Annotated in this window: 15 protein-coding genes and 1 pseudogene; 5 read left to right on the top strand and 11 right to left on the bottom strand. The window is 43.4% G+C overall.

The window, feature by feature from the left end; genetic code table 11:
* Positions 1-16: 16 nt before the first annotated feature.
* The 4 genes from IEY46_RS30570 to IEY46_RS30555 form a co-directional block, all read right to left on the bottom strand.
* Positions 17-1,618, bottom strand: a complete 1,602-nt coding sequence (locus IEY46_RS30570) for a response regulator (protein ID WP_188998449.1) — start codon at positions 1,616-1,618, stop codon at positions 17-19.
* The gene (locus IEY46_RS30565) at positions 1,615-3,339 is read right to left on the bottom strand and encodes a sensor histidine kinase (RefSeq protein ID WP_188998446.1); all 1,725 of its coding nucleotides are present in this window, start codon (positions 3,337-3,339) and stop codon (positions 1,615-1,617) included. Before IEY46_RS30565 ends, IEY46_RS30570 begins: the two co-directional genes overlap by 4 nt.
* Positions 3,340-3,417: 78 nt before the next feature.
* On the bottom strand, positions 3,418-4,479 hold the full coding sequence (locus tag IEY46_RS30560; RefSeq protein ID WP_188998642.1) for an amidohydrolase family protein: 1,062 nt from the start codon (positions 4,477-4,479) through the stop codon (positions 3,418-3,420).
* A gap of 15 nt (positions 4,480-4,494) precedes the next feature.
* Positions 4,495-4,860 carry a Rieske (2Fe-2S) protein gene (locus IEY46_RS30555; protein WP_308422864.1) on the bottom strand — a complete coding sequence of 122 codons (366 nt, stop codon included), beginning with the start codon at positions 4,858-4,860 and terminating at the stop codon, positions 4,495-4,497.
* Positions 4,861-4,941: 81 nt separating this feature from the next.
* Between IEY46_RS30555 and IEY46_RS30550 the strand changes: the two genes are divergently transcribed.
* A complete protein-coding gene (locus tag IEY46_RS30550) occupies positions 4,942-5,703 on the top strand; it encodes a helix-turn-helix domain-containing protein (RefSeq protein ID WP_188998440.1) in 762 nt (253 codons plus the stop codon).
* A gap of 312 nt (positions 5,704-6,015) precedes the next feature.
* Here the strand turns inward: IEY46_RS30550 and IEY46_RS30545 are convergent, their stop codons facing one another.
* Together IEY46_RS30545 and IEY46_RS30540 are read right to left on the bottom strand one after the other, a co-directional pair.
* Positions 6,016-7,005 carry an alpha/beta hydrolase gene (locus IEY46_RS30545; RefSeq protein ID WP_188998437.1) on the bottom strand — a complete coding sequence of 330 codons (990 nt, stop codon included), beginning with the start codon at positions 7,003-7,005 and terminating at the stop codon, positions 6,016-6,018.
* A 197-nt stretch (positions 7,006-7,202) separates the two neighbouring features.
* Positions 7,203-7,784: pseudogene (locus IEY46_RS30540) on the bottom strand (histidine kinase dimerization/phospho-acceptor domain-containing protein); the annotation flags it as partial.
* Between the two features lie 126 nt (positions 7,785-7,910).
* On the opposite strand from IEY46_RS30540, the gene IEY46_RS30535 reads away from it, so the two are divergent.
* A complete protein-coding gene (locus IEY46_RS30535; protein WP_188998434.1) occupies positions 7,911-8,888 on the top strand; it encodes a tRNA dihydrouridine synthase in 978 nt (325 codons plus the stop codon).
* Between the two features lie 342 nt (positions 8,889-9,230).
* Here IEY46_RS30535 and IEY46_RS30530 read toward each other — a convergent pair whose 3' ends face one another.
* Entirely contained in the window at positions 9,231-12,992 is a 3,762-nt protein-coding gene (locus IEY46_RS30530; RefSeq protein ID WP_188998431.1) for a leucine-rich repeat protein, read from the bottom strand.
* A gap of 215 nt (positions 12,993-13,207) precedes the next feature.
* On the opposite strand from IEY46_RS30530, the gene IEY46_RS30525 reads away from it, so the two are divergent.
* The 3 genes from IEY46_RS30525 (at position 13,208) to IEY46_RS36835 (ending at position 16,672) form a co-directional block, all read left to right on the top strand.
* Positions 13,208-14,947 (top strand): sensor histidine kinase, encoded by a 1,740-nt coding sequence (locus IEY46_RS30525; protein WP_188998428.1) that lies wholly within the window; start codon positions 13,208-13,210, stop codon positions 14,945-14,947.
* Positions 14,948-14,955: 8 nt separating this feature from the next.
* Positions 14,956-16,077, top strand: a complete 1,122-nt coding sequence (locus tag IEY46_RS30520; RefSeq protein ID WP_188998425.1) for a response regulator — start codon at positions 14,956-14,958, stop codon at positions 16,075-16,077.
* A gap of 469 nt (positions 16,078-16,546) precedes the next feature.
* Positions 16,547-16,672, top strand: coding sequence for a hypothetical protein (locus IEY46_RS36835; protein ID WP_268239551.1), 126 nt, complete (start codon positions 16,547-16,549; stop codon positions 16,670-16,672).
* Positions 16,673-17,054: 382 nt separating this feature from the next.
* On the opposite strand, the gene IEY46_RS30515 is transcribed toward IEY46_RS36835, so the two are convergent.
* The 4 genes from IEY46_RS30515 to IEY46_RS36605 all read right to left on the bottom strand — a co-directional run bounded on the left by IEY46_RS30515 (position 17,055) and on the right by IEY46_RS36605 (position 19,605).
* Positions 17,055-17,537 carry a hypothetical protein gene (locus IEY46_RS30515; RefSeq protein ID WP_188998422.1) on the bottom strand — a complete coding sequence of 161 codons (483 nt, stop codon included), beginning with the start codon at positions 17,535-17,537 and terminating at the stop codon, positions 17,055-17,057.
* 287 nt (positions 17,538-17,824) lie between these two features.
* On the bottom strand, positions 17,825-19,030 hold the full coding sequence (locus tag IEY46_RS30510) for a Gfo/Idh/MocA family protein (RefSeq protein WP_188998419.1): 1,206 nt from the start codon (positions 19,028-19,030) through the stop codon (positions 17,825-17,827).
* Between the two features lie 84 nt (positions 19,031-19,114).
* Positions 19,115-19,351 (bottom strand): S-layer homology domain-containing protein, encoded by a 237-nt coding sequence (locus tag IEY46_RS36610; RefSeq protein WP_229750652.1) that lies wholly within the window; start codon positions 19,349-19,351, stop codon positions 19,115-19,117.
* Complete coding sequence (locus IEY46_RS36605; protein ID WP_229750651.1) at positions 19,345-19,605, bottom strand: hypothetical protein; 261 nt, start codon at positions 19,603-19,605, stop codon at positions 19,345-19,347. Before IEY46_RS36605 ends, IEY46_RS36610 begins: the two co-directional genes overlap by 7 nt.
* Between the last annotated feature and the right edge of the window lie 48 nt (positions 19,606-19,653).

The raw sequence follows: 19,653 nt of genomic DNA, 5'->3' as shown, positions 1-19,653 counted from the left end.
CTTTTCGAAAAAAATCTTACTTCTTCATCTCACTTGGTTTAATTCCATTCCAGTACTTAGCAAACAGCTTAGAAAAATAATTCACATGCTTATAGCCAACCTGCTGGGCAACGTCATAGACTAAATATCCGGCAAGCAATAGTTCCTTTGCCTTCTCCATTCGCAAGCGAAGCACATATTCTGAAAAAGATTCGCCAATAATTTTTTTGAATATACGACTAAGATAAGAATAGTTAACATACAAACGATCTGATAGTTCATAAAGGCTTAGTGTATCTTCATGCAAGTTTTCATTAATGTACTGGACAATTTCTGCTTTACTAATTTGAGTGCTAATTTTTCTTCTTTTCGATATGGCCATACTGATGATTACAGCCATCTTCTGCAGCCATTCCGCGATTTGATTCTTGCTTAGCAATAGCTGATACTCTTCAAATAGTTGATATTTATCAGCAAGCAGATCTCTCATCGACCAGCCATGTGTATGTGAAATCCGAATAAATACATTGATCAGCCTTAATAATATTTCCTTCGCTTCAAACGCCGCCACTCCTTCATTAAATCGAAGCTCCATAATACGATAGACAATATCGTTCATTTTCACCAAATCTTCTATTTCAATAGCCAGCTCCAGCTGCTTCTCCAAATCATCAAATACGAGCCAGCTATCCTGCTGCGGCACTTCATGTCGATACTGAATTCTTACATCGTTCCCAAGTACAATTCTTTCCCGAAGTGCCATCGTTGAATGCTTATAGGCTTCAGCAACATGCAAATTATGATTTACAATCGTGCCGATCCCTACACTAGCTGTAAGCTTCATCGTGTCCTTGACCGCACTAAGCAGTTTCTCCAAATGAGTATTTACTTTTGTTTTCCAAACACCAAGCTCGCTTTCCTCTACACAAAATAATAAAACAATGGTCATGCCATCATTATTCTGCAATACCACTCCATCCATATCCTGAAAAATATCTCTGCTTAAGGTATATAGTGAAAATTGTACGAGTGCCCGATCCTCATTAAAAAATCTAGTGTTCGTTTCTGATATAGGGTCCATATCAATCGTCATAGGCCAAGCATATTTAAAATCAAGGTGGATGGATAATTTTTCACTTTTCGTTTCAATTTCCCACAATGAATATCTTCCATACAACCATTCCTTATAAAAGGATTGCTGCAAATACGGAAGATGCTCGCCCCAGCTTTTTTGCAGCAACGAGAGTTTATGCTCTTCAATTAATTCCTTCTCATGAACATCCTTAATCTCGAGAACAGCCTCTTCCAACTCTTCATTCGTCGCAGGCTTAATCAAATATTTGTGAACATTGTATTGAATACTTTCTTGGGCAAACTCAAAGCTATCATAGCCTGTTAATATAATGATTTTAATATCAGGAAAGTGCTCATTCGTATATTTTGCCAGCTCAAGCCCACTCATATCCGGCATATTAATATCTGTCACAATCAAATCAATATGTTCTCTTAGCAGTACAGCGATTGCTTCTGTTCCATTACTAACCGCTTCGACAACCTCAACTTGATGAATATGCCAAGCGATTCCTTCTGCGACTCTATCCCGAACATAGTATTCATCTTCAACAATTAACATCCTCATAGGTTGTTCCCCCTGCTGCCTGGTATGATTAAAGTTGTTTTTGTACCTATCCCCGGTTTACTTTCTATGAGCAAATCAGCGGTCTCACCATAATAAAACTTCAATCTGGACTTCACGTTTTTTAAGCCATAGCAGGAATTATAATCGCTCGTATGATCGTTAAGATAAAATTTACTCGTTATTTTTGCCAGCTGCTCATGAATTTCCATAAGCTCTTGTCCCTCTATTCCGATCCCGCTATCTTCGACCTCGATATGTAAATCCCCCTCTACAAGCTTGGTTCGAACAATTAGTTCCCCATCATACACCATTTTACCTAGACCATGAACGATCGCATTTTCTACAATAGGCTGCAAAATCAGCTTTACGATTTCAATACTTTTGGTATCCTCATCCATCTCATACGCAACGGTAAAATGAATAAGTCTAATCTGCTGCACGCGGATGTAATAGTTCAAGTGTGTAATGGTTTCTTCGACTGTAAAGGTTTCTCGTCCTTTCCCTAAGCTTGACCGAAAAAAACGAGCTAAATTCATAACCATCTCACTAATTTCAGTAATATTATTTTTGATTGCTACTGAATAGATCAAATCTAAGGTGTTATATAGAAAATGCGGATTAATTTGTGACTGCAATAATGTGAATTCTGAACGGGCCAACCGCAATTCTTTTTCATAATCATTTTCAATCAATTGTTTCTGAGCCCTAGCCATCTCATTAAAAGAATTCATCAGATAACCGAACTCATCTTTTCGATTGTGCTTGATATTAAAATGCAGCATCCCGCTGCTAAACTTTTTTAACGCAGAAGAAATGATATGCAGCGGCTTTGAGATCTCGTTATACACAAACCAAGCAATAATAATGGCTAACAGACTGCTAATGAGTATGATCAAATACGTTAATTTCTTCATGCTTTCTGGCTGTTCAAACAGCTCTTTCTTAGATTGCTGAAACTTTATCGACCAATTTCCAAATTGCTCCTCTATATAAAAATCTGAGTTCTGTGAACTTGACTGCTTCACATTTTCTATAATAGGCAGTCCATTATAATATAGTGATATGTCTGTATTCGTCGTGTTATATAAGTTTTGAATCGTCTTCTCAATCGAGTTCTTATCTACAATAAGCATAATAATATTAGATTCATCGCCGCCATTAAAGAAATCCAACGATCTAGTAAAATAGATGTGACCCTGCTTTAAGTGATGATTCGTATTCGAATCTGTGAGTAATGGAATATGAACAACTAATGCGCCATCCGCTTCTACGGTGTCTGCAAACCATGTTTCCTCAGAAACATTTTCCCACTTCATGCTTCCTTGCAGTGTAGATACTCCGGTTCCACTTTCCCCATGGAGGATTGCCGCTTCTTGTATAATTGAATTTATATTCGTAAACGCCGAGAGCTGCTGCTGAACAACATGCACATCATATAAGAGATTATCTTCCAGCGGAGAACTATTTCCATTCCATATATCAACCAGATTCGGGTTTGTGCTAATCAATAAGGTTTGTTGATCCATATTTCTAACCAGTTGATCTACATACTCAAGAGTCGTTAATAGCGCACCTCTAGTTCGGTCATAGATTTGATCATACATCACCCTTTGCGAATAATAATTGGCAAAAATACTTGTTGCAATTAGCGGTAATAAAACGAGTAAAAAGGTTAAAGTGAGTTTTAGCTGAATGGAATGCCTTGTTATGTTAAGTTTCATGCAACCCTCCTGATTAGATAAGGCATCAATAGAGAACGGAAAAAAGAGTGACATGATGTCACTCTTTTTTTTATTTAACTACGCCAATTTAAATAGCTTACGTGCATTCTCACTAAAGATTTTTTGACGAACCTCAATTGGGAACTGCTTCAAAATTTTAGTTGGGTCATCGAAATCCCAGTGCGGGTAATCGCTAGAGAATAATAACATATTTTCCGCATCAAACATTTCAAAAATCATTTTTAAATGCTTCGGATTATCCGGCTCTTCGATCGGTTGAGTCGTTAGGAAGCAATGATCGTGCACATATTCGCTTGGCATCCTTTTCAGCCATGGATTAGCCGCTCGCAATGCCTTAAAGTTTTTATCTAATCTCCACAGCAGAGGAGGCAGCCATGCAACTCCGCCTTCACTAAATACTACCTTGAAGTTAGGGAATTTCTCGAATACCCCTTCACATACAAAGCTTACTAGATGCGCCATGTAAGTCTGAGGCAAGCACGAATGCCACTCTAAATAATTGGATACGTAGCCTACAGCTGTCGGTGGATTAAATATACCTGCTCCTTCGGCGCCGGGATGAATGACCAATGGGACATGATTACGTTGACAAGCTTCGTAAATCGGATGAAAAAAACGTTGTCCATAGGGCATACGAGAGCCGCCGACTATTGTTACACCAACCACATCTGGGTGTGGCGCAATTCTATCAATTTCTAAAGCCGCTTGATACGGGTCTTGGGTAGCTATACAGAGTAAACCTTTGAATTTCGGACTTTTTGGCAACCACTCTGCAATCATGTAATCATTATATGCCCGGCACAGTGCAGCAGCATAATCTGCATCAGAGAAGGAAGAAACACCGATAATGGCATCGCAACAAAGAATCGCATAGTCCATATTGTATGGCTCAATCAACTGTTTTATCATAAAATCAGGATCTGAACCAACTGGGAATCCGCCCGGCGGATTTGCATCCTTACGTTTATTGCCGATCGGACTTACATAAGGAAGTCCCCCTCCGCGTAGAAAGGCCTGGCTTTTCCACGATTCATCCATATAGGGCAGCAAGTCATCAATCGACCGAAAGGTATTATGTACATCACAGTCAATAATCGATAAAGCTTGTGTATCTTGCATCATAAATAAACCTCCTTATTTTCCAATTGAGAGATAGATTATGTTATCGGTTACTTCTACGGGATAGCTGCGTACTCGGACTTTTTCACTAAATAATGATTTTCCCGTCTTTAGATCAAACTCCCAGCCATGCCAAGGACATCTTATAATCTCCTGGTCGCGACCATAGATAAACTCGTATACGTTAGATTCCAAGTTTGTCCCGCATACCGGTCCCTTGCAGAGCTCTGCTCCTTGATGGGGGCAGTAATTATGAACGGCATAAAAGGTTCCATGCACGTTGTACACACCAATGGAGCGTCCTTCTACTTCAACGACAATATTGGCCCCTGTTGGAATGTCTTGAACTTTCGCGATCTCATACAATGCCAACTGCCACACCTCCACAGTAATAAACATTACAAAATATTCGTTTTTGTTATATGATTAATGCTACTATTCTGACAACATGAAGGTGATCCTATGCTGGAACTACACATTGTTCATCTAGATGATATGCATCATAGCTGGCGAATTGAAGAGGCTGCCACACCATTCCATATTCTCATCCTTCAATTAAAAGGTGAAGCGCTCTACTTCATTGATGGTGAAACGGTAGAGCTATCGAAAGGAGATCTCTTATATATCCCTGCTGGCACTGTCCGCTCCGGAAAAAACAGCTTATCTGGTCCACATAAAAAATGCTCTGCTCATTTTTTAATTAATGAACCTGAGAAGCTTCCATTCTATCGGGGCAAAAAATCATTTAAAATTAAACTTAATTTATTCAACTACATGCAGCAGCGCTTCTCATTTCTTGTCCATCAATGGTTGACTCAACTGCCCGAGTATCTTGTTATTTGCGAAGGTATCGTAATTGAGATGCTGGGTCATGTAGCACGGGATAGTGAAATGAAACAGTTTTCTCCTGCTAAGGTTAGATTAGTCAAAGAAACGCAAAACTATTTGCTCCATCATTTTAAAGAAAAAGTAAGCATTTCAGAACTAGCCTCGCAGCTCAATAGAACACCGAACTATCTTACAAACACTTATAAAGAAATTACTGGATTTACGCCTATTTCTTATGTTCATCATTTGAGGATTCAAACAGCCATTCAATTACTAGGGTCATCACCAATCACCATTCGAGAAGTATCCGACCTCTTAGGCTACAGTGATCAATCGCATTTCAATAAAATGTTTAAGAAACTAATGGGTTATCCCCCTTCCGTTGTTCATCAATGAACTTATTGGGTAAGTATACGCTTCCAATGAAGAGAGAACGATATATGAAATCACTTTTTTAGTATGTTTCTACACTAATCGCTCACATTTCTTTCCGATTCAAGCGACTGACAGTATCGTTGCAAACACGTGAATATATTTAAAAAGCAGTCCGTCCTCCGTGAACTCCGATGAGGCTGTACTGGATACGATGGTAAGCTGTGACGAACTGCGCAATGCATAATAAAAGGCTTCTCACCGTTCAAATCGAACTTGCGAGAAGCCTATATGGAGCCCTACATGGGTACGAGATCTTGTACATAATGGAAGGTATTATTGGATCCCCCGCATAAACCCCCTGAATTTTTCAGCGATTTCCTTCGAATGGGAACGATATAAATAATGTCCCGCGTCCAATAAGACCATTTCTCCATGTAAAGACTCCTCTATTTGCTTCTCATGTTCAGGGATCCATTGGTCCGTCACAGGGTGATTCGCTTGGACAAAGAAAAGGACTGGTAAATTTGGAGGAAAAGTTAGCTGTTCAGCAGCTTTAAAGTTGGAATACATACTCTCTGCCTCATTTAATTGAGTTGTATTATACATATTTTTGCGTATCAAAATGTCCAATTGTTCTTGAGTTTGTTCATCATAGGGTAGCCCCTTATAAGGGTCCGCACTCAGTTTCAATTGTAATCGGGCGAAGCCCAAGTTGCGGAACCATTTAATCGGTTTTGTCACTGTCGAATCAATCTTCTGTTCACTCAGCGATGGAACACTGCTATCCAGCCCGATAAACGCTCTCACTTCGTTTGGATAGTGGTTCACATAACTCAGACTATAGAGCCCCGAAATGGAATGACCCATGAGGATATAACGATTAATATGGAGACTCTGTAACGCTTCATGAATTTCACTTACGATATTTGCCGTACTGCGCTCCTTCTCGGTCTGATCACTCAATCCGTAACCAAAAGGCTCAATCACAACGACTTTATAATTGGGGGATAACTCTGCTATGAGTGGCTTAAAGTCAAGTGCGGGTGCCGCCGTTCCAAAACCAGGTAGTATCACGACGGTTTCTTCTCCTTGACCCTGAATGGAAACATTCATTTGTTTCCCATCTACAGATACATGCTGACCGTATTGCTCCATTCTTTTTTGTTCTGAATGACTGCTGATTTTGTTTACCGTATACACGATGGCAACAAAAAGCAGGATCGCTATAACTACTGCGACGATTATTTTAAGCAAAATATGTAGTACTCTCTTTGTTTTTGTAACACTCCTTATTTCCTTCTCTGCTGCTTGTGTCACACTCATCCACTCCTGTCGTTATCTGCATAATGGCTAGCAGACCGCTAATGCAAGTCTAACCAATCAAGATGTCATTTCCATGACGACAATATGAACTGAATATGAACGAAGCAAAAAAATATTAAATGGGTCCATGTATGAACATTCCAGGAATCTAACTACCGGTTGGTGTAGTGATTGGCAAGGTGACAATAAAGGTCGTTCCGAACGGCCTTCAAATGGAGTTCGAAGGAGATGCTGCGCGCAGACCATTGCGGCTGGAGTGCCACGATAACCCGCCGGATTTGTTCATCAAGGCCGAACATGGCGGGCCGAAGCTGCTGCGACTGCGATTCAAGTAAACTCAGCTTGAGCAGGCTGTCGCTCATCTTGGACATCCGATCTGCTTCAGCGATAATAATGTCTAGATAACGGCTTCGCTCTTGATCTGAGGGGCCATCTTGTTTAAGCGCAAGAGCATAGCCGGATATGGAGGTGTGCGGGGACTGAACCTCGTGCGACACATTCGTTACGAATTCCCTGCGCATCTGCTCAAGCTGCTGCAGATCGTGCATCATTTCTTCAAAACTGCGAGCCAACGTACCCAGTTCGCCCGCCTGCTTAATATTCAGCTTGATGTTGAAATCTCCGGCTGCTATACGCCTAGTCGCTATGGTCAGCTTTTTGATCGGACTTACCAAGAACACAGAGGCAACCAGAATCAGCAAGCTTCCCGCAACCAACGAACAGGCTGCAAAGATCACTGCCCACTTGAAGACAAAGGAGGCGGAAGGGGGAGTGAAGCTTGGACTTTTTTGCAATGATTCACACAATTGATTCTGTGCATCAATCGAAAAATAATGATACTATGTATGATGGGTAAAGGACTTTACAATAGCCAAATCAATATATGTTGCAAAGAAGGAGATAATATGAGTAACGAACATAATTTTTGGCTTGATTTACCGAAGCCGTTTTTTATATTAGCACCAATGGAAGATGTGACAGATGTTGTATTTCGTCACGTCATTAGTGAGGCTGCAAGACCCGACGTATTTTTCACAGAATTCACAAGTACAGAAAGCTACTGTCACCCTACAGGAATAGACAGTACTCGTGGTCGGTTAACGTTCACAGAAGATGAGCAACCGATTGTCGCTCATATATGGGGTAATAAACCAGCATTGTTTGAACAGATGAGTATGGATATGAAAAAACTTGGTTTTCGTGGTATCGATTTAAACATGGGATGCCCAGTACAAAACGTCGCATCCAATGGAAAAGGTGCTGGATTAATACAACATCCTAAAGTTGCAGCAGACATTATTCAAGCAGCTAAAGCAGGCGGATTGCCGGTTAGTGTTAAAACAAGATTGGGTTACTTTGAAATTGACGAGTGGCGCGATTGGTTAGGACATATATTGAAACAAGATATTGCGAATCTTTCCATTCACCTTCGTACAAAAAAAGAAATGAGTAAAGTAGATGCACACTGGGAACTAATCCCTGAAATCAAAAAATTACGCGATGAAATTGCTCCAAATACGTTGTTAACCATTAATGGAGATATTCCTGACCGCGCAACAGGATTAAAGTTAGTTGAACAATACGGCGTTGATGGTGTCATGATTGGCCGCGGCATTTTCACCAATCCATTTGCATTTGAAAAAGAACCTAAAGAACATAGCGCGAAAGATTTTCTCCATTTACTACTTTTACAGTTAGATCTTCACGATAAATATTCAACAGAAACCGCACCACGTTCATTTAAACCGCTTCTTCGTTTTTTCAAAATCTATGTTCGTGGATTTAGAGGCGCAGGCGAACTAAGAAACCAATTAATGGATACAAAGTCAACTGATGAAGTACGTCGTTTAGTTATTCCTCTTTTGGATCAAGAATTAGATTGAAGCATCATACCCACCTGTACATTTTAAAAGAACATTTACACAGTAATTGATAAACTCACCACGTAACGTTTGATAATTCCTGATGTTCACTCTAGTTGTATTTTTAAACCTATGGTCATCAAGAATATCCTTAAATGCAAACTTTAACAACACAAAAAACCACTCCTTAATAAAGAAGTGGTTTTTGCTTTATTTATTATTTGTAACTGTGACAGCTTCACAAGCTGAGGTCACAATGAGCGAATGCAAATGTCGGCAGGTTGTGAGCATGAAATTATTCAAGTATAGGTTCTGTATGCCGGAGCATAGGGTATTTGGGTTCCATCTGCCACAACGCCATTGTCAATCCAAGAATTCGATCATAACCATTAATCGGTGCAGCATGACTGCTGCTTGTGCACGTGTTGCCGATGCAGCCGGCGCTAGCCGGTCTGTACTCATACCTTGAATGAGTTTACTAGCGACAGCGTCCGACATCGCATCTCGAGCCCAAGCTGACACTTCCGAAGCATCAGTAAACGATGTGAGCGAATTGGGGAGCTGTTCGATAGAATTGGATTCATCGTTCACGAGCGCCTGAGCATTCATGAGCATTAATGCGATCTGCTCCCGCGTAATCTGTGCCTCCGGTGCAAAGTGTGTTAAGCTGATCCCACTCACTAGTCCAGCCCTGAAGGCTGCTTCTACTTCAGTGGAATACCAAGAAGTGATAGCTACATCCTTGAATACATCTCCTGCACCAGTACGATCAGTCTTGATCCCAAGTGCGCGCACCAGTAATGAAGTAAATTCAGCACGAGTAATGTTGCGATTCGGTGCATAGTCATTGATCGTTATCCCTCTGACAATCCGTTTGGATCCCAGATGCTCAACTTCGGGCTCTGCCCAATGTCCTTGCATGTCAGCGAATTCGATCCGATCCGTCTCCACTATCGCATAGATACTATTGTGCGGCATTTGTATCACTGAATCTTGTTGACCATTGCTTCGGCGAGCCATGACCGCTGGTACATACGTAAATGTTCGACCATCTGGGTCGTATAGGACGGCCATGTAATTTCGATTGGCGAATTGTTCGTCCAGCACGATCGACTTGGTCATATACGTGCCGCCAAAGTCGGTTATCTCAACCCATTCATCGCCACCTGATACAAACAATTGAAATTCAATCACTTGGCTGAGCAATGTCATTCCTTGCTCGTCCGCAGCTAGTATGAAATCTTCCTTAGTCTCGCCAGTTAAGGCTGAGATTTTAATAATCACATTCAATTCGTCAACAGCAATACCTAATCGTGTGGCCAGTTGTTCTAAATCCAGTACGTTTACTTTCAATTGAAAGCTGGATCCGTTCAGTTGCATGTCGAACTCGACATTCGGATTAATATCCCACAATTCTGCCAGCCGTTTACCTGGTAGATGCAATTCCACATCGGGCAGATGGTCATCAATGACGACTCGTATCACAGGACGATCATCATCCAGTAGCTTGGGAATTTCATCCCACACATCATCAGGCAGATTCACAACTTTTTTATTCCCACCGTTGTCCTTCGGCAACTCCTTGATATCTCGTGGAGCCACCTCTATTATGATGACGCCAGGACCAGTTGATATGATTGTATGAGGATCGGAATCTTCAGGTGAATCCTCTTCATCATCTGGACCTGGTGAGGTCGGCGGTGTAGGCGAACTTCTCACTATATTACTGATCGTGATCGTTTCGACCGCTTCATTTCCGGCATTGTCCCTTGCATAGACTGTGTAGGTACCATTCGTAGTTACAGTAAATTCATTACCTACAATGGCTTCCCCACCAGTTGCGAAGAACGCTGTGCCTTCATTGCCCGCTGCCCATTTCAACGCGCTAATTTCACTCGCTGCGTAGACATCCACAGTTACCGTGACATTCCCATTCGTCGAACTTGTCGGGTTCGCTGTCAAATCGATAGTGGGCACATTGCGGTCTATGTTACTGATCGTGATCGTTTCGACCGCTTCATTGCCAACACTGTCCCTTGCATAGGCTGTATACGTACCATTCGAGGTTACAATAAATTCATTATCTACAATGCCTTCTCCACCAGTTGCGAAGAACGCTGTTCCTTCATTGCCCGCTATCCATTTCAACACGCTGATCCCACTATTCGCATTGGCATCCACAGTTACCGTGACATTACCATTCGTCGAACTTGTCGGGTTCGCTGTCAAATCGATAGTGGGCACATTGCGGTCTATATTACTGATCGTGATCGTTTCGACCGATTCGTTGCCTACCTCGTCTCGCGCATAAACGGTATACGTTCCGTTAACAGTTGCGGCGAACGAGCCGCCTGTAAGCACCTGTCCGCCTGTTGCGAAGAACCCAGCAACCTGGCTGCCTGTAGCCCATTTCACGCTGTCAATGGCGCTGCCCGTACCATCCGTGCCGACCGTTACGGTAACATTCCCATTTGTCGGTGTTGTCGGGCTTGCTGTCAAATCAATAGATGGGCTAGTATGATCAACATTAAATTCTACTGTATATTGTTCTGTAGAGTTGTCTGGGGCTTCCACATCCAAGGTAATTGTCACTATTCCTTCGGCAAGGTCGATGGATGGGGAGCCCGACCCGTACGGCACCAGAGCGTGATTAACTTGCACTTCTGAGAACGGGACAACAGGAGTTGGTGTCACGATAACGGCATTCGCATTTGTCGTCAGATTGAAAGTGCGTTCCTCCGGATCGAATGTCAACCCTGGTATGTTAAGTTCCAGGTCTGCGAGCTCTGCCGTGATTTTCTGGAAACGGTGATTGTTGACAGTTGCGAATGTCTGTGAAGTTGATGAATCATTACCATAAAGCGTCAGATTGGTTGAACTGCCACCAAAAATATTGTTGCTCTCGAAATCTACTGTATTACTTAGGACTAAAACATCCGTAAGCGAAGGATTATTAATAAATGCACTACCACTAATCGTCGTCACGCTATTCGGAATCGTTAACGTGGTCAGTTGATTGTTCTTGAACGCATCAACTCCGATCGTAGCAAGGCCGTCAAGGAGGGTCAAATTAGTCAGTTTGTTATATTGAAAGGCCCCTTCCTCGATCGTCGTCACGCTATTCGGAATCGTTAACATGGTCAGTTGATTGTTCTTGAACGCATCCCTTCCGATCGTCATGAGGTTGTCAGGGAGGGTCAAACTAGTCAGTTTGTTATTTAGAAAGGCCCCTTCCTCGATCGTCGTCACGCTATTCGGAATCGTCAGCGAGGCCAGTTGATTGTCCCTGAAAGCATCAACTCCGATCGTAGCAAGACCGTCAAGGAGGATCAAACTAGTCAATTCGTTTCCTTGAAACGCCCCTATTCCGAATGACGTCACGCTATTCGGAATCGTTAACGAGGTCAGTTGATTGTTCTTGAACGCTTCCCTTCCGATCGTCATGAGGTTGTCAGGGAGGGTCAAACTAGTCAGTTTGTTATCTAGAAACGCCCCTAGCCCGATCGTCGTCACACTATCCGGAATCATCAGCGAGGCCAGTTGATTGTCCCTGAAAGCATCGACTCCGATTGTTGTGAGGTTGCTAGGTAGGGTCAAATTAGTCAGTTGGTTCGCTTGAAACGCCCCTTGCCCGATCGTCGTCACGCTATCCGGAATCGTTAACGAGGCCAGTTGATTGTCCCTGAAAGCATCAACTCCGATCGTAGCAAGACCGTCAAGGAGGGTCAAACTAGTCAATTCGTTTCCTTGAAACGCCCCTATTCCGAATGACGTCACGCTATTCGGAATCGTTAACGAGGTCAGTTGATTGTTCTTGAATGCATCCCTTCCGATCGTCATGAGGTTGTCAGGGAGGGTCAAACTAGTCAGCTTGTTATCTAGAAACGCCCCTTGCCCGATCGTCGTCACGTTATTCGGAATCGTTAACGAGGTCAGTTGATTGTTCTTGAAAGCATCAACTCCGATTTCGACCACGGTTAATCCACTGCCCACAAGATCAGGTATGACAACACTCAGTCCGATATCTCCCGTGTAGTCTGTGATTATAGCAGTCCCGTCTCCATTATCCTCATATTGAAAATCTCCATCCACAGCGGCATGTACAGTTGATACTGGAAACGACATGACACTTCCTAACAATAGCAATATTGACAGTGCAGCAAACCCTATTTTCCGTGAAAAACCTCGAATCATCACGAATCCCCACCTATCTCCTCGGTATTTATCTGTTAGTATGTAGCAACTAGTGTTCATCCTAGCATACTGCTATGATAAAATTATGATAGAATCCAGTTACAACATCCAATTCTCTCAACTTCAAAGGAGTAACTTACCTCTATATGGATGATTTATGGTCACTACCTTCAATAACAATCCTACTTTCGGCCATTCTAATGTGCATCATGTTGATGTATGCAATCATGTACCGCCAAGAACGAGGTGTGCGATATTTCGTATGGGTATTAGGCTGCCGAGTCGTTTATGCCGGAAGTGTGATTCTCGAGATCAGTCGCGCAGACTTGCAATCCAAGCTTTTTTTTCGGAATATAGAGCAAACAGCACTTTTATTCATGGTGCCATTGATGGTGCTTTTTGTCCTGGACCTGGTCGGCAAGGACAGGTGGTTGAGGCTGCGATGGAGCTTCTCTCTCTTTGCCTTATTCGCTTGCTGGGCCGTTGTGATCTGGGCAGACCCTTATTGGCATATCATTAATAGAACGCAAAACTTGATTAATGGACACTTGGTCATGACCAAAACCCCGTACGCATTAGCTTTCAACCTATTGTGCTATACCATTATTGCGGGCTGCATATTCGTTCTGATCCGTTACATACGAAATTCGCGCCCTGAATTCCGCATAGCAGGCATGTGGCTTCTGCTGTTCGGCAGCATTCCAATGTCGGTGGAAATGATGAAGTTGTTCATGCCCACTCTCTCTCCGTGGCTCCTGCCTCTCTCTGTGTATAGCGGAATTTGCGGCATGATCATGTTCTGGATTATTGTGCGGAAGAAGCTCTTTTCAAGTGTCCCCATGGCGAGGAACATCGTTGTAGAAACGATGCGTGAAGGAATGCTCATCATGAATACGACTGGCAAGATTATTGATAGCAATAAATTAGCACGCTTACTGTTAGAAGATGACAACAACCGTCCCATTCTTGGCCGTAGTTACAGGGACGTACTCACAGCTTGGCCCCAGTGGCAGTCCGCATGCGCGGACATGGAAGATTGCCGAATCGAGATCAGCACCCGTACAGGACATGAGAAGAAATCATACATCGTAAATGTCTATCCATTCTTCACCCAGCGACAACGCAAGCTAGGAACCATCTCCATCATTATCGATATTACAGAGAAGCAACAAGCACTGGAGCAAATCGCTCACCTTAACCAAATGAAGGATCAGCTCTTCACAGCCGTATCCCATGACATTCGTAATCCGTTAGCCGTTCAAGTCAACTTGTTGGAACTGCTGGAGCAGGATAACGGACCATCCAACCAAGCTGGCAACGAGATTATTCATGCATTAGGCGAACAAATTCGCAACACCTATACGATTGTCGAGAATCTCATGGAATGGTTTCGCGGTCAGAAGGAAGGCATTATGCTGCATCCTGAATCACTTCTCGTATCTGATATTGTCGAAGAAGCATGTCGGTTACTCTTGCTGAACTGTGAGATGAAAAAATTGACTCTGCACGTCCATATAGATGATGACATTCGTGTTTACTTCGATCGTGAAGCGCTTATTCTGGTAATTCGCAATCTTCTATCCAATGCGATTAAGTATTCTAATCAAGGTGGCATGATCCAAATAAGTGCTATACCTACCGAGAGCAGGGTCGAAATCTCTGTTTCCGATAATGGCGTGGGGATGAGCGAGGAACAAATTCGCCATGTGTTCGATGAAACTCGGTTTGATTCCACTGTAGGCACCGCTGGCGAGAAGGGAACTGGTCTTGGATTACTCGTAAGCCGGCAATTCCTACAAATGTGCGGCGGATATCTCAAGGTGCACACTAAACCAGGAAGCGGCAGCAACTTTACGATTGTTCTAGAGGGTGGGGATTTGCGATGAGGGTTATTGTGATTGATGATGAGAAGGCCATGCATATCGTGATGAATCGCTTACTATCCGAGATAAGTGGCGTAGTCGTGGTTGGTTGTTATCAGAATGCCGCACAGGCGCTTGAGCAAATACGGCAAGAAGCTATTGATCTAGTATTCATAGATATCATGATTGGGCAGGATCACGGGTTAGAGGTCGCCCGTCGGCTCCGTTCCACCCACAGTGAGGTAGACATTGTGTTCGTAACCTCACACAAGGAATTTGCTATTGATTCATTCGACAGCTATCCCCTGGATTATATGATTAAGCCGGTTTCGAAATCACGCCTGGAACAGACGGTCATGCGAGCCGCAGCAAGAATCAGAGAAAAGTCCACGATTGCGGGCAGTCCCACCGGAAAGCTAATGGTGCGTGCCATTGGAGGGTTCGAAGTAAGGAGCGAACAAGTTGGACTTGCCAAATGGATCTCGAAGAAAAGTATGGAGCTGTTTGCTTACCTGCTAATACATAGAGGTCGCCCTGTGTCCAAAAGCCGGATCCTCGAACACCTTTACTCAGATATGCCACAGAAGAATGCTGCAACCTACGTGAATACAAATATCTATCAGCTTCGTAAAACCCTGCATGCTCTTGGTCATAAGAACATCATTGTCCATTCTCAAGATCAATACTGGCTGCTCCTCGATCACATCGAGATCGATTTCGTGCAATTCGAAGATCAGGTTGCTCAATTCACTACAATTGAATCCGATCAAATTGAGGAGGCATTGGCATGCGAGCAACTGTATACCGGCGAATTATTCGAGGACCGATCCTATGAATGGTCGATTACCGAGCAAATCCGTCTGCACAGATTGTATTCCCGATTCGCCAAACAGCTGAGTCGGTGTCTGCTAACGCATCGAAGAGTCGAGCAAGCAATCCTCATAATAAAGAAACTGCTTCTAAGCGATGAATGGGACGAGGAAGCGAACTTGTACCTGCTTCAGGCTTATAGAGAATTGAAGGATCATGTATCATTTACGCAACATTATGCGTACATATCAAATCTGTACCAGCAAGAGTTATCCGTCCCCCTTGCCGCAGAATTCTCGGAGATGTATGAATACTTCATAAATAAATGCAAAAAGACACCTTAGAGCAAATTTCATCACTCTAAGGTGTCTTCTTTTTACACAATGTGGGCAAAATGTGGGCAAGTGGTGGGCGCTCTAACATTAATCCCAATCGTACATGAAAGCCACACGATATTGGCTCGTTCTGTGTGCCGCGGTCGTATCCGTTCGTTCCATTATCGGGTATAATTGTTTATAAGTAAAGATCGATGAAGATCGCAGGAAGCGAACGATTTAGCAACATATTTTGATAAAGGAGTGATTCTCTTGGCAATGGTTCGTAAACTCCATCCTCATATAGCAAAAGACTTAAGGGAGTTTTTATCTGACAACAACATCTCGACCAAAAGGTTGGTCATCTCGATGCAGAAACCATAGAAGATATTGACGATTACTCGGTTGATGACATTTTAAGTGTAGCTGGGATTCTGAATCCCGGGGAAGCACAGGAATTATTAGACCGTATTCAGGAGTCACAGGAGGACTGGGGAAAGTGACCCACAACCACTCCGGATATTTATTCGATTCGGATATCGTCATCGCTATTCTGGACAACGATCATGCGACTGTTAACTTAAGAAAAACGACGAATATTCTTTTCGACGATTACCGAATGTGAAGTACTGAGCGGTGTCAGACACAATCAGTTCTTAATCGCATCAAGTGAATGGCTGTGTAGGATAGATTAATACTCTTTCAAAAGTAATCCCTTTTGACTCACCAAAGTTAACAGTCTTATATTTTTTATTAACCGTTTCTCTGATGCTATCTCTTAATTGAACGGGGTTATATCTTTGCAAATACAAATCCACATCTTGTTTTCTCACTAAATAGATACCATCGTGACCTGTCACTTCATTCTGATTGGATCGGCATGGAGTATACTGTAAATATAATTTTGAAGAATAGTCACAGATCATCGGGTTGTTTCTATGTGATGGTAATTGATTTCAATCGCTTCGCTTTCAACACACCAGATTTTATAGTGCTCATCTCCATATCTATCTATAGGAACTTCTATCCGTTACAGCATCCCTGAACTTTTCAATAAAAACAGAAATAGAATATTGATTCACAGAAAAATCAATATGATTAAAATTCCTTCTACCAGGATTATATTGTGCATGAATGTAATTCGTAATTACGAACGAATCTTTGATTCTTTCTGAATTCCACAGCTCTTCAACTTCAATGTGATAAAATTTATCGCCCTTCTGATCAATATCCGGCTTAATTATCATAATAACTTTATCTTGATGCTCAGGACTATAATGTACAATGACTTCCTTCTTATACACTAGCTTTTCTATGTCTACAAAGTTAACTGTTATTCCACGATACTTTTGAGAATCCATTGTTGCAGTACTAATCATCTCCCTGATCTTGATCGTATATGGTACTTCATCTGTAGCGGCACCTATGGTTATATCAAAAAAGATACTGTAAAGATAATAACGATCCTCAATGACTAACCCTTGTCTCATAAATTTGGACTCATTCACCAAACATAACCCGTATTTGTTATGTGGCATTTTTAGCTGCTCGTAAGCACGTGTTTCCGCTATGCCTTGTATTTCTACCAAATTATCTTTGATTTAGTAACAAAAGAGTGAATATACTAGCATTTTAGGCTCTATGTCGAAGTAGTCTTGAAATATTAACTTTGAATCTATTACAGACCAAAGAATTGGCACATCTTTATTTGCAGCTTTATATCCAGGCCTTGTCCCATCGCTCTCAGGACAAAAGCCGTTTTATCTTTTGCTCTCTGCTAAACCAGTTGCTCCACCCGAACGCTGACGCCCTCGCGATTGCTGCGATCGGCTGCGAACGCAATGGCACCAGCACGTACGCCAGCGGCCACCGTAGACAAAGGCTTCACGTCTTCCGCAATACAATCCAGGAAGCTGCCGACAATCGCCAGATCGCCGCCGCCATGACTGTCCGCTCCTTCTACATCGAGCCGCTCCGTCGTACCGTCCCAATAACGGTGCAGCGTGATCTCGCCGGTTTCAAGATTGCCTTGAATATAGCCGGCACTGCCATGCAGCATCAAGTCTCTGCCAGGCAAGCCGCTGACCGAGATGGCGGTAAATACCCCTTGCGTGCCGTCCGCGAAGCGAACATTAACCGTCTGGTGATCGTTCACATCAGAATCCGAATGAAACACGCACTGTCCATGCGGCGCAAAAGTATCATCCGTATACACTTCACCATTAATGCTCTTGTCCGACGAAAAATCTTTGAACCGCCACGGGCACTCCAGCTCGCAATCGGCGCAGTTCAGCGGCAGCGCCTTATCCGTTGCATGGCTCACTCCGCCGAAGGACGAAACTTCAACAGGATAAGATTGCTGCTCTTTCATCCAGCACATCAGGTCCAGGTCATGCGTACATTTCTCGTTCATGAACCCGCCCGTATAGCGATCGAGCCGATGCCAGCTTCGTTTGAACGTAGCCCCGTGCTGCAAGCCGAGACGTTCATTCATTTGAACGATCATGATTTTCCCGATCTCGTTCCGATCGACGGCCGCCTTGATCTTCTGATAGAACGCCGTGTAACGCAACACGAATCCAACCTGAACAATCTGATCCGCCTTCTTCGCCAGCTCCATAATCTCGTTCGTATCCTCCAGCGTGGTTGCCAGCGGTTTCTCCAGAAAAATATGAAAACCGTTATTTACCGCTTTGCGGAAAATGTCCATATGCGTCCACTCCGGCGTCATAATAAACATCGTATCCGCCTGCGAGCTAGGAATTTCCGCGATTGCTTCATCCACATCTTTATAGATCGGAATATGCGGCACACCGTAAACCTCTAAACGATGACGAATCGCCTCATGTCCGGCCACGTGCGTATCCACAATGGCGGCGACTTCCCGGCCCAGGTCTTGCGTCAGCATTTTGGTAAAGAACAGTCCCCGCGCTCCACCACCTACAATAATGATTTGTTTTTTACCCGATTGATGCTCGTTCATGTTGATACCCTCCCATACGATTCAAAACAACCGCCGTGCCGGAACCTCGGTTCCGGCACGGCGGTTCACAGCTTACCCCAGCTGTTATTTCTCGATCAATCCGATCGCACGGTACAAGAATGTCGCCGCTTCCGCTCTGCTTGTCAAGCGCTTCGGCTTCATGAACCCGTTAGCGCCCGTAACAAGCCCGCACTCTGCCATCGTCGCTGCGCTGTCCGCAGCGTATGCCGCGATCTGATTCGCATCCCGATAGCCGTCAAGCGTTGAACCGGATGTTGCAGGCTTAATCGCCCCAGTCGATTGAAGCGCTCTGGTCAGCATAACCATGACGTCCTGACGGCTGATTGGTGCGCGAGGATCGAAGTTGATTTCGGCTGCACATCTGCGAAAGTCGATGTAAATTCGGCATGCAAGCCAAGCATATTCACCAACTTCATGATGAAGTCCGCCCGACAAGCCGCTTCAAGTTTGGTATCAGGGTCGATGAGAAGCCAACCGTGAATTTTCTGGGCGAAAATGCCATCTAACGATTCCAGCTTATCGATAAATGATTCGTCCATCTCACGATCGGTCATCACGACTCCACATCTTGCCTTTCGTGCCTGCAGCCGTTCTTACGATGA

It is taken from the genome of Paenibacillus nasutitermitis, assembly GCF_014641075.1.
Lineage (GTDB): Bacteria > Bacillota > Bacilli > Paenibacillales > Paenibacillaceae > Paenibacillus_Z > Paenibacillus_Z nasutitermitis.
The sequence above is the reverse complement of the archived record's forward strand: the minus strand, read 5'-3'. Positions and strand labels throughout refer to the sequence as shown.